The 12,074-nt window shown below is 60.5% G+C and carries 10 protein-coding genes; 5 read left to right on the plus strand and 5 right to left on the minus strand.

Annotation, left to right across the window (positions count from 1 at the left end; translation table 11 throughout):
* Together SGJ19_04410 and SGJ19_04415 are read left to right on the plus strand one after the other, a co-directional pair.
* Positions 1-706, plus strand: a 706-nt coding sequence (locus SGJ19_04410) for a hypothetical protein (GenBank protein ID MDZ4779473.1), incomplete at its 5' end; no start/stop codon positions are given.
* 86 nt (positions 707-792) lie between these two features.
* Entirely contained in the window at positions 793-1,974 is a 1,182-nt protein-coding gene (locus SGJ19_04415; protein ID MDZ4779474.1) for a hypothetical protein, read from the plus strand.
* Positions 1,975-4,120: 2,146 nt separating this feature from the next.
* Here the strand turns inward: SGJ19_04415 and SGJ19_04420 are convergent.
* Positions 4,121-5,566, minus strand: coding sequence for a replication initiator protein A (locus SGJ19_04420; GenBank protein ID MDZ4779475.1), 1,446 nt, complete (start codon positions 5,564-5,566; stop codon positions 4,121-4,123).
* A 388-nt stretch (positions 5,567-5,954) separates the two neighbouring features.
* On the opposite strand from SGJ19_04420, the gene SGJ19_04425 reads away from it, so the two are divergent.
* Positions 5,955-6,734 carry a ParA family protein gene (locus SGJ19_04425; protein MDZ4779476.1) on the plus strand — a complete coding sequence of 260 codons (780 nt, stop codon included), beginning with the start codon at positions 5,955-5,957 and terminating at the stop codon, positions 6,732-6,734.
* A 110-nt stretch (positions 6,735-6,844) separates the two neighbouring features.
* The gene (locus tag SGJ19_04430) at positions 6,845-7,063 is read left to right on the plus strand and encodes a hypothetical protein (GenBank protein MDZ4779477.1); all 219 of its coding nucleotides are present in this window, start codon (positions 6,845-6,847) and stop codon (positions 7,061-7,063) included.
* 249 nt (positions 7,064-7,312) lie between these two features.
* On the opposite strand, the gene SGJ19_04435 is transcribed toward SGJ19_04430, so the two are convergent.
* The 3 genes from SGJ19_04435 to SGJ19_04445 form a co-directional block, all read right to left on the minus strand.
* Positions 7,313-7,600, minus strand: coding sequence for a hypothetical protein (locus SGJ19_04435; GenBank protein ID MDZ4779478.1), 288 nt, complete (start codon positions 7,598-7,600; stop codon positions 7,313-7,315).
* Between the two features lie 102 nt (positions 7,601-7,702).
* Positions 7,703-8,728, minus strand: coding sequence for a DUF932 domain-containing protein (locus tag SGJ19_04440; protein ID MDZ4779479.1), 1,026 nt, complete (start codon positions 8,726-8,728; stop codon positions 7,703-7,705).
* A gap of 410 nt (positions 8,729-9,138) precedes the next feature.
* Positions 9,139-9,522, minus strand: coding sequence for a hypothetical protein (locus SGJ19_04445; GenBank protein MDZ4779480.1), 384 nt, complete (start codon positions 9,520-9,522; stop codon positions 9,139-9,141).
* 402 nt (positions 9,523-9,924) lie between these two features.
* Here SGJ19_04445 and SGJ19_04450 point away from each other — a divergent pair, with 402 nt between their 5' ends.
* The gene (locus SGJ19_04450; protein MDZ4779481.1) at positions 9,925-10,086 is read left to right on the plus strand and encodes a hypothetical protein; all 162 of its coding nucleotides are present in this window, start codon (positions 9,925-9,927) and stop codon (positions 10,084-10,086) included.
* 767 nt (positions 10,087-10,853) lie between these two features.
* Here the strand turns inward: SGJ19_04450 and SGJ19_04455 are convergent.
* On the minus strand, positions 10,854-12,074 hold a 1,221-nt coding region (locus tag SGJ19_04455; GenBank protein ID MDZ4779482.1), incomplete at its 5' end, for a tetratricopeptide repeat protein.

Below are 12,074 nucleotides of genomic sequence, written 5' to 3' on the forward strand. Positions count from 1 at the left end.
ATTGGCCAATTTAATTGCGCCTAAAGGCGAGGTGCCACTCTCGTCTACCCGTCCCACCGATCAATACGGGGAGATCAGGCAGCTTATTGCGATTCTAGATCAGTACGAATGTCCCCTTTTTCGTGAACTTGCGTTGCGGAGAACCGCGACTTTTGTTGCAGACTTACGCGAACTAGCGGGCGGTAAGATCACTTACGAGAATACGGAGACGTGGCGCGCCGCCTACGAGCAAGTCCTCTATTCGCTCATCGGGGCCGAGTACCGGTCGGCCTCCTGGGTGAAGTCCGACGACTACTGGGCCGACTTGCCGGGGCAGCAAAGCATGAAGCTCAACTACGAGCTGCTTGGCAAAGGGCTTCACATCGAGCGGATCCTGATTCTTGGCTGGAATCTTTGGCCGCCGGAATCGCTGTTGCCGGGGCGGCGCATCCGGCAGTGGATCGAAGATCAGCACTTTCGCGGTATCGACATAAAGCTGGTTCGCGAGAACGACTTGACCAATGAACCTGAATTGCTTCGGGACTTTGGTATCTATGCCGACCGCGCGACCGGTGAGCAGGAAACGGATGGGGAATCGCGGACAGTCCGATTCGTTCTCTGCTTCGACCAAGCCAGTATTCGGCTGACGCAGGATCGTTGGGGGCGGTTGCTTCTTTTTGCGCGGCCGTACGGCGAACTACTGGATCAGGCCACGTCTGCGGATTAGGATCGGTGTAGACGCGTTGCCTCGCGTCTCCCTGAATCATGGCGGCACCGGCCCGGGTCTATCTTGATACGGCCAGGCTGGGCCTAATGTCTCGTAGCGCCCAACTGGCCGCCATTGACTTCGTTCGGCTTGCCGGCGAAGGGACCTTGGGGCTGTACGGTGAGCATTTCTTCGCCTCGGGCACCGACGCTTTGCCGGACGCAATTCGCCGGCAATATCCGGGGCTGAATGCCTGGCGCGGCGTATCCGGCCTAAAGACGGCCCTGCGTAACCTGGCAAAGGTCGACGCCGCCCTCCCTGTTTGGCTGGGTCAGCGGTCGGCCGTCTTGATGCGATGCGCGGCCAGGATGATCGTCGCACGGTGCGAGAAAGTTCTCGTGCCCGACACGGCGTGGCCGCCGTTTCTCACTATCCTACGCCGCGAGTGCCGACATGCCGGTCGGGAAATCGTCCGCGTCCGCATTCGCGATGACATTTTCAAGGGCGAGACGACTGCGGACGAAATTGAGGCGAGATTGTGTGAGCGCTATCGGAGCTGTCATTGCGACGGCCTGTTTCTCACCGCCGTCAGCAGCGAGGGCATTCGACTACCGAACCGCCACCTTGCCGAGCGCCTGGCGTCGCAATATCCCGTGCGGTTCGTGGTCGTCGACGGTGCTCAGGAATTCTGCCAAGTACCGTCGAATCTTGATGGAGCATGGTGTGATCTCTACGTTGCCGGCTGCCATAAATGGCTCGGCGCCTATCAACCGATGGCGATCGCGTTGGCCGGTCGACCGATGTCTGCCCAGTGGATCGCACAAATGTTGCGACCAACAGTGCGTGCGGCAAGCACCTGCGATCCCCTCCTCCGCTTCTCGCAGCAGCTCGAAACCGCCGACCTCGACGGTGTGAGCGAAACTGTCAACGTAGCGCCATTGTTCTCGTGTCAGGGAGCGTTGCAGGACGTCCCGGCGACGGATAAAGAACGCAAGAAATCCTTCGAGCAACGGCTGGCGAACGCTCGTGAAGTAGCGGCCTCCGCCATGCGGGTCGGTTGGCATCCACTATTGCCTCACCGAGAGTTTTGTAGCGGGATTCTGCTGCTACAATCTGAACGTGAACAGGTTCGCGCTCGGCCCGCGTCGGCTCTATGCGATCTCTTCCGAAACTTCGGCATTGTTGTCACGGCATACGACGATGGACTCGTGCGGCTGTCCATGCCGGCACGGCCTTGGCTTCCCGGCGAAATCAATCAAATCACCGAGGCTTTGCGACAGGCCACTTGACGCCGCCGAAACGAGCACATCGTCGTGCCGCGCAAATGGCCGGACCACACGGCGCCGCAAGCGTAGCGCTGCATTAGGCACCGCGTCAAAGCCGGCTGCTTTGCGCTTCGCATTCACTGCCCGCAGGATGTTGAGCAACTGGCGACGAATTGGCGCATACGGTTCGTAAGGCACGCGGCGAAACTCAACCGTCAATTGTTCCACCGATCTTCGCAGCGCTAACTCCAGAAAGTACGCTCGTTCCGCTTTGTAGGTCTGCGGAGCGATTTGCACATGGGAATGCCACTTGTGATCGACCTCGCCAGCCAACGTCCGTCCTCCTGAGCGGTAGCTGATCGAATAATCGCGGAACTTAAGCGGCATCTTACGCAGGTCGCGGACGACATTCCCCTCTTCCTCAAACAGCCGATGCCGGCCGCGCGACGCTAGCAACACGAAGAAACGCTCGTGCCGCAAGTAATGCACGTTCGCCAGGCCAAGCTGCTTCCGACGCGACCGCGTGCGTTTGGCTAGGTCGACGCCGTAACGTTCGATCAGCTTGCAATCGACGGCAATCGGATCTTTTCGCGGTGGAATTCGCCCCGCCACATACCACCAAAAACCGTGCGGCAGATAGCTGCAGGCGAGCTGTTGCACGAATCCTTCGGCCGACGTCGCCTCGCACCGATAACGCATCCCCATTCCGTCACAGATTCTGATCAATGAGTATGGGAGCTTGTTTGCGGCACAAGCTCCCCGAAGCCGTGGTCCGTAAGATGCGCCGGTTGGGCCGCGGAACGGAGGTCCGCGCGAACGTGCGCTTGGCGAGCGACAGCCACACTGCCGCCTGCGTTTCGCGCCCGCCGCTACATTCTTCTTGTACCCACGCCCAATCCATACCAGGTCACACCGGTGAACCTCAAACCGTGTTCGCACATCGGAAACATGCCGATGGCGCCAGCCGTCGAAAACAATGCCGCCGGAGTCCGGTTCTCCCGAACCGAACTCCGGCGACCGCTTGCTGCCCTACCCAGGACCACCCGGTCGGGGCCTCGCGCGCGAGACCCCGACCATGAGCACGTTTTCTCGACGGGATTTCCCGTCAGCCCTTTCGTCGTCGCCTGCTTGCGCTGGGCCAGGAGCCACCTGAACCCATGGCGAACGAGTCCCCACTGCCTTGCAGGGATCATCGCCGACCTTGTCGGTCGCTTTCTACTTGAGCCACACTCCCAGTCTGTAGCGTTTGAATCACTCAGCCGACCAAGCCGAGCACCGGTCACCACACCGGCGGCTACAGACCTTCCCGCGTTATGCGCGGCCTTCGCCCCACGAGTCACGTCGCTATCGGGACCGTCCCGATGACACCAACGCCCTATGCGCGCCCTCCCGGACGCCATAGTTTCGGCCCGCCGCACCTCGCGATGCGGCGCGAGCCATTTCGGGGAACCGAACGTAGAAGCATTCCCCTACCCACGGGCGCTGGGTGTTCGCAGTTTGGCTGCGTCTCTCGTTGGACTCACTGGCAAGCCCTTTTCATCGGGCCTTTCGTGGTTGAGCTCTTCATCGTCGCGCTTTTTTACTTCACGCGATCGCCGGGCCGGTCAGGCCCGGTATCGTTGGTCGCCCCACGACAACTCCCCACGCCAGCCGCGTTACGCGAACCTTGCTATCCAAGGCCCTCGTCCCACGGACAGGATTTGCGGTCGCACGGACCACGCACCTGCTTTGAGCCACGCCGGCCTTAATCGAAAAACTTCAATTAAGGTTTGTCCACGTCGCCCGCATTCGGGCGCTGCGTCACCAATTGCCATCGGATCGAACGTCGAGATTGCTCCGGTTGTGAATCGCTGGCGCATGTCGCCAACGGGACAAACGGGATTACTTCGACGAGCCTCCGTCGAGACGGACAAGCACGTCTCCGCGCATCCGCCTCTACGGGACCAGCATTTGCTGAATGGTGAGTTCAGCCCCTTAGCTTCGATGGCTAGTCGAAGTTTACCGGGTATGCCAGCCCATCGAGAAAACGTCAGCCACGCTCTTAGGCCGGTCTCACGGACCGGCTATACCGAAACGTGCGTTGAACGTGATGACGACTATGGGCGGAATCCGACCCGCCCAATTGAGCCGTCGTAGCGTACTTGCGGCGTGGTCCCAAGCGTTGATTGGATTACGCGCCGGGTTGCTTGAGCAAGCGCAGCACATGCTGGCGGAGAATTGCGGCTTGGTAGGCATTTCTAGCCGCCGGAGTATTGCTGGTCGCTGTGCGCAGGACGCCCTCGCGCAAGAATAGCGGTGCTGATTGGACCGCTTCCGCTTCGAGCACGCTCCGTTGTGCGGGAGTCAGGCCTGCTAGAAATTCGGCTACGCGCATTGAATCGCCGGTTTCTAATTCGGCGGTGACGCCGCCGACGGGCATCGCGGCGCGGCGAGTAGACTTACTGCGGCGCGCGGCTTGATTGGCTTGGCGACTTGCCCTGTCCGTTTTCGCCGCGGGCTGATAACCGTGCCGAATCGACTGCACCAAATATCCGGCGGGATTACGCGAAACGCGGCCGTCGCACGCTGCGCGCAGTTTGTCGAAGGCGGCAATCTGGGCCTCAATCACGTGGATCGGGAAAGACGCGGTCAGTTGACTTGCCACGCGGGCATGCACGCTGCGGGCCACGAGTCGTTCCACCAGGGGCGACACGACGGACGTTTTCGTGGATTGGCGATTGTGGCAAATAGTTTTAGTAAAGCTCACTTGCCAATGCCCGCGCGACAACTTCACGAACCGTGCGTCGGCCGGCAGTTGACTGATAAATCCGACTCTCTCTAATTCCGCGATGGCCGGGAGCAGCCGTCGCTTCAGTTGGCCCGTGTCGTAGTTGCGGCTCAGGCCGATATGTTCGCACGCGAACTCCAGCAGCGGAAACTTCCAACGCGCACGATGATAGAACCGCTTGTCGAGAAACCGCAGCATTCGCTTGGCGATGGTTGAATTCAACCGGCGGTAAAGCTCCATGTCGAGTTGCTTGAGATAGCCGGCTTGAAAACTGCCGAATACGATCTCGTTCCAGGTGAACGACGACGGGGTCGGCTCCGCAGCCGAACCACAAGAGTTGCCGCGGCGCCGCGGCAGCGCGATCTGATCGATCATGTGAAAGGCCGCGTCGACCCAGCAGCCCGCCTGTTTGTCCCACCAAGCCTTGTCGTAGTAGAGCGTCACGCCGACCCAGCGCCGCAGTGATTCGTCGACCCGACGATAACTCTTGCCTTCCTGCCGCCAGCCCAAGACGTTGATCAGCTCGTAGCGACTAAATGTTACATTCCGGTCGGCAAATCGCGTCTGGCGGCTCAATTGAATCAGCCCCAAAATCACCTCGTCGTCCAGCGCCGTGGGAAGTCCGTAGCGATCCGACGCCGAGATCGTCAGCCGGCGGACCACGGTCTGCCTGGCCTGCTGGTCCCAGATCGTGTCGGTGAACACGAGTGTCTTCTGGTCTGAAGGCACGCGGTCAGCCAGGGCCGCTAAAGGGAATTCCGCGAGGTTCAGTTCGTCGCGCCCCTCCACGACTTCGACCGCATTCGCGTCGGATTCCTTCTTGCCTTCCTGCTTTAATCTCTCGGTCATCGACATCCGCGGCATGTTGTTGAGTTAGAGAGTTATGAACAAGAGTTGCCCCGCGAAATCGCCAGTAGTTTCAGCCACTTGGGCCTTCGTTTTCTGTCTCGTTTCCCTGTAAACTGAGCCGGTTTCCTGTCTCGAATCCCTGTAATCCCTGTCTCGTTTCCCGTGAGTACCCTGTCCCGTTTCCCTGTCGTGTCTCCCACTAAGCGCTGCTCATTCGCCCCCCGGCAGAGACCGCCTTAACGAAATGCCGAGCTTTCCCGGCCAGCAATGCCAGAATTCTGCCATTCCCGAAAGGCTGGAAATGCCAAATCGCCAGAATGCCAGCCTTGCCAGAATTTCCGTGACAGCATGGCGCCAGGTGCGATAAACCTGGCCACCAGGAGTCCTCATGCCCATCATCGCCGTTGCCAATCAAAAGGGAGGAACCGCCAAGACGACGACGGCGGCTGCGGTCGGATTGTTAATGGCCCGCGCCGGCCACGACGTCCACCTGATCGACATGGACCCGCAGGCCAGCCTCACGCACGCCTTCGGTCGTCGCGAGCACGAGGGGCGGTTATTTGCGTCACTCGCGGACGCGACGGCGTTGCCAGTGGAACGGCTGGACCAGCGGCTAACGCTGACGCCCAGCGACATCACACTGTCCCGCGGCGAGACAGAATTCATGAGCCGTCCGGCGCGGGAACTGTGCTTGCGCCGCGCGCTGGCGGCGACCGCGCTGGCCGAGAACTGTATCGTGCTGATCGACTGTCCGCCGTCGCTCGGCGTGCTGGCGGTCAATTGCCTGACGGCCGCCCGGCAGATTCTGTTGGTAATTCAACCCGGCGGTTTTGAGCTACACGCCCTCGTGCATTTTGAACAGACGGTGACGCTGCTCAAAGAATGGGTGAACCCCGAGTTGAGCGTCGCGGGGGCCGTGCTAACGAATTGTCATTCGCGTCGGACCATTACTGAGCAGGTCGCTGGAGAAGTGCGGCGCGTCTATCCGCTGTTGGGATGCGTCCGCATGGACGCACAACTCTTATACGCGACCACCGCGGGAAACATCGTCGGTTTGCACAAATCAAAGGCTTTGTCGGACTACGACGGCGTGCGCATTAACTTGGAGCAGCGAATCTCATGGCCAAACAGACCGTCGGCGGAATCTCAGGCGTCTTGGGTGGGCTGATTTCGGCTCCCGTCGCAGCCAGCGTCGCCGCCGAGCCGGCGATGTCGGCCAACGTCGTTTCCACCTCGGATCAACGCCCCCCGCCGTCATTACCTGCACGCGATCACGCTATGAAGCCACCGACAGATCTGCTCGCGACCAAAACATCCGCCCGCCGCGGCCGGCCACCAGGTCGCAGGACCGGCACGACGCCCCACAAAGAGAAAGTCACCCTCCGCGTCGATGCCGGGTTAATCGAACAATATCGCGAGTGGTCGTGGTCGGAGCGATGCCAACTCGGCGAACTGGTCGAACGGGCGCTCGCCAATTACCGCAGATCCTGCGCTTAATCCGCCCGCGGTCGCCAAGCGATGCGGCGAGTAGTTCGCCAGCTACCTCTGAAATTCCCGTAATTACCGTCCGCGGATTTTTTGCAGGTAGCTTGCCGCGAGGCAGCCGCGCCCGCCAATCGTCCAACCGGTGGACAAATTGAGCGTTTAACGCGATTCCGCAAAGCCAGACGTTAAGTCACGAGTTGAGCACGAGGCAGGACGGAATAGGTGAGGGAACACGACGGTGCTTCCCTCACGTAAAACCGCTTAGATAGGAACTTCCGCATCGCTCTCGTGATTAGATTCACTCTCCGCAGCATGCTGGAAAATCCAGCTATGCGCCAGGTCGAGCACTTTGGCGACGACGAGCAAGTCGTCGCGCCCAAAGCTGTCGGAATCCTTCCAGGTGTTGCCTTCCTTGTAGAGCCGCGTCACGCGAACATTGTGCCGCGTGCCGTTCTGGGTTTCGTTTTCCCAGATAGCTGCCTTGATGCGACCCAGCCGGACTTCGTGCGCCGGCCGGTTGCCCTTGCTGCTTTCGCCACGTGTTGTCATCGGCAATCCTTCCTTGATACGTGGTGTCCAATGAAGTGCGAGGTCCGGCCACACCACAGGCCGGGGCGCCACGATTCAACTCTGTCCGCAAAGCGGCGTCCGCTACACGGCCAAGGCCAAGAGCGATGCCGCCTTCTGGTCCAACTCGACCCGGTCGCCGGCGAATGGCATCTTCTGCGTGAGCTTCGTCAGCGCGTCCACGATCGCGAACACCGTAAAACGTCCCTGGATTTGGGCGATGTCGAGCGCTTCCTTGGCCAAGCCTCGCGGAATGCCGTGCGCCAACAGCGCTTTGGCGGCTTCGTCGGCATCGGTGCCGAGCGTAGCCGTCATCGTGCTGCGAATCGCCCGCACGAATCCATCGCGCCGGGCGTCTCGCTTCACGGTCAAGGCCGCGATCCGTCGCGCGATCTCATTGAGACCGTCTTGCACGCTGGCCGTGTGCTTGCGGCTGAACTCCACCACTTCCGTCGCGTCCCAAACGATGTGGTTTTGGCAGACTGCCTGAAACCAAAACGTCTGAATTCCCAACGACCGTCGGCCGACTTCCGAGTTCCAGACGAAGAAACCGGGGGCAAAGGCTTCGCCCTCAATTTCCGTCCAACCTGCGGGATCGATCAGGAACGCGAACAAGTCCTGTTCGCCACAGTACAGGCCAGTCGCGCCATTGACGCCGATTTGCGGCGGCTGGAAGTCGCCGGCATAATTCCGCACAACATCCATCAAATCGGCGTTCCACAAGCGGGTGTAAGCCACGCCGTGCAGCGAGCGGACGGTCTGACCGGCGGCGAGCAGTTGCACCGGCTTGGCCGCGCGGGGCAGCACTTCACGCAGCGCCAGGCCGGCCGTGTCGGAGGACAGCCGGCCGATGGTGTCCTTGCTCACACCCGACATCCGGCAGAGCTGACTGAATGACCAATCGTTCAGCCGGCAGGGTTCACCGTCTGCCACCGACAGCAGGATCGTGTCGCCGTCGGCTCGCGGTTCGAGCCGCTGTGGCAGTTGCCACTTCTCGGTCGAGAACCGTCGTTCATCATGGCAATGCTGCCACAAGTCGTCGAGACTCGTGAACTGCTCGTCTGGCGCGCGCCGGAACAATTCGTGATGCGCGCGTGTCAGATTGACCATGAGGGGCACTCCTTTCGCAGAAAACATGAGACAGAACGAAACAAGACACCGACGCCACGCCTGCCGGCGGCGCCGGCAAGCATCGGGTCGGTGTCTCGTCATCCTGGTCATTGCGAAAGGAGAGGGGCGGCGGTCAGCGCCAGCGTCGTCGCTGGTGCGAAAAAAACCATTGGTTGCACCGCCGTTCCCTCGCGGCCGGACGCCATGCGCCCGCCAGCGAGAAACGGCTCCATGTTGACTACCGAAGTGTTAAACGACAAAGAACGGTCGCGATTGCCTCGCGCACGGCGGGACGTAGCATGCTCCGCACCGATTGTCACTCAGTCGGCGACAAATTGAATATCGTGACCGATGTTGGCGCCAATTGGCGTTTATCGAAGGTGAGACGTATGGGTGCGGCGCTTCGCCGGTCAGACGACTGCGGCCTGGTGCTCGGGCAGCAACACGCCGAAATCGCGCGCCGCAAGTTGCACCCACCGCAGCGCTTCGCGGAATTCGCCAGCTTCCATGAGCCAGGCAATGTCGGCGGCGAACTCTTGCGGCAGCACGATCCAGACGCCGTATTCGCCGCGTCGCTCACGCCGCGCGAGCCTCCGCATGAGGAACACGAGTGTGTGGGCGTGCTCGGGGACCATCAGATCAAGGCCATGCGGGCCGACGATTCCGAGATAGGCATTCAGCATGCTCCAGCCATAACACTCGACGTTGAGCCAAGCAAGTTGTGGCGCAAGTCCGCGTTCCATACTCGGTTGCATAGTGCCAACCGTGCGATCGTCGACGCGTTGATTAGCCATCCGTTTTTGGTAAAAGGCGTGACCAAGAGGTCGTCTCTTGCGGTTGGCGCCATTATTCTTTCTCGTTGGCGCGTTGATCGTTTGTTTTCCGCAGGCGGCCGCGCAGTTCATCGCGTTCGTCGCACTGTGGCGAATTTGGGTGGCCGGAAGGAAGCGGCAAGCCGCGGCTGCAATCACGGCCACAGCCCGATTGTCCGGGCGAGGGGACGATAATGAACTTCACCGGCACTTGCTCGGCGAGCCACACATGGCCGTTCGCCCGGTGGAAACAGATTCCGGCCTGGCCCGCCCGGTAGGCACTAACGACCAAAACGACTGGAGTTCCTGCTTTGGCCTGCGCTACCGAATTCGCATAGCTCCAATTCGAGGATAGGTGGACTTGAACTACCCCCGAAAAACCCGGTGAAGTCGGTTGGTTTCTATGAAAGCGGCGCAGAATGCGGCGCAGTTGCCGCACGAAAAGCCCCGCTGGACCCCGATTTGGCGGCCGTGGTCGATGCTTGGCCGGCACTTCCGGCGGCCATCAAGGCAGGCATCCTGGCGATGATCAGCGCGACCAAGTGACGGCGGACGTGTTGAATCCCAATGGCACGTGGTCCGGGGGTGGAAGTGCGGCGAAGGCCGGGCGAAACTGATTGCGGCCCTTACGAAGCAACACAAATACGCCGACGGTGGTTGCCTGAACCTGGGACCCATCGGCAACAATGAGTTGGCCCGGCTCGCGGGAGTTTCTTATTCGGGACAAAATCGCCCGGCGACGTTGAAGGCAATGAATAGGCGGCGTACGATCATTCGACGTCGTAAGCCGATCACCGAACACCTTACAGAAATCCGCTCGCTACCGAATTCCTAATTCTGCCGGCGTTTGCGTACGAATCTCACACACTTCGTTATCTTCTCTCTGAATGGCAAGTGATGAGCGGCGGATTCGTCCTTTTGGCCCCTGCTCCGCTCGGAAAACAGTCGGCCCGCTTGCCGAACGGACCTGGAGCGAGGGGAAAGAAAGCGCTCCCGAAATTCCCGTTATCCGTACGCTAGGTTTTCCCACGGATGTCTTCGCGGGATTGCCTCGGGGAACCGTCGCAATTTGCAACATCCATCCTTCCCAAATCGTGCAACGACTACTATCGCGGTCCGCGGTAGCCGTAGTGGTGGTCAACAACCCGCTTGATTGTCGAACCAGCGATAAAGCGGGCGACTTATTGAGCCTACTTCGCCATGCCAGGCAGAAATAGCAAAGTGCACACGCGCATCGGTTAGGGACGAGGCGTCGTTATACGAACCGGCGACAATTTTTTTCCAGTGGCTGGTTGAAATGCGTCGGCGTGCCGCTACGGCAATTGCTGCAATTGCTGGCGCGCTTTCGCGTCGCCCGGTTTTAGTTCGACGGCACGCTGCAAGTGCGTGCGGGCTTCGTCAAAACGGCGCTGATTGGCTAGCAACGTGCCGAGGATGGCGTGCGCCTCGAAGCTATTGGGGTCCGATTCCGCCGCCGCCGTAAAGGCCTCAATCGCGGCGGGTATTTCCTTCAGGTCCACTAAGCAATAGCCCAAGTTGTGGTGCGCCATCGTGAAGTCGGGCTTGAGCGCCGTGGCCTTGCGAAACCATTCGGCGGCGTCGGCGGGACGCTGTTGCATGTAAATTGCCACGCCCAAGCGAAACTGGGCTTCCACGGAGGTGGGCGCCAGTTCCACTGCCTTACGCAGCGTCTGCTCCGCTTCGGGCAACCTGCGACTTCGGATCAGCGATCGGCCGAGCAGTACGTGCGCCCAATCGGAGTCAGGGTACTTGCGGACGGCCTCCTGCAAGACTGGGACCGTACCTTCCACGTTGCCGGCGGCAAACAGTTTATCGGCGCGGACCAGCAATGTTTTGAGACCGACACGATGGGTTTGCGCTTCTTCGTAATAAGGATCAGGCCACAGCAATTCATGTGTGGTCGCAGCAATTCGCCGTCGCCGGTCCGATTCCGCTTTATCCCCTTGGCGATGAAGAATCTGTGCCAGCAATTCGTTCGCAGCCTTTGTCGTGGCGGGATGGTCTTCCGCCAGATGGGCATGCTCCGCGGCGCGCGCGAGATCTCCTCGTGATAACTGACAACGACTCATAGAAAGTTGCGCCCGAGCATTTTCGGGATGGGCTTTGAGAAAGGCCTCGAGTCGCGATTTCGCTTCCTGCATTCGATCGACGGCGATCAGCGATTCAATCAAGGTCAACACCGGTGCATCTGGCTGGTCACCGCAGATGGTGACGGCCAACTCCAGGGGCGCGATCCTCGCCCCAGCGTCACCGAGTGTCACTGCTCGCGCCTGGAGGTACGGCCAGCGCGCATCGCGCGGATCGCATGCGCCGGCTTGGGCAAAGGCAACCTGCGCCGCGTCGTCCATCTCGTGTGCGATCAGCACCATCCCGAGTCGCCCCCAAGCCTGCGCCGAATTGGGATCAGTTTGCACTGCGGCTTGGGCGAATTGAATCGCTTGGACCACGGCGGCGTCGACGTCCGTCAAGTCTACTTGAGGGGCTTTGTCGAGCAACGTCACGCTGGAGGCAAG

This window comes from Planctomycetia bacterium, from assembly GCA_034440135.1.
In the GTDB taxonomy this organism is placed as follows: domain Bacteria; phylum Planctomycetota; class Planctomycetia; order Pirellulales; family JALHLM01; genus JALHLM01.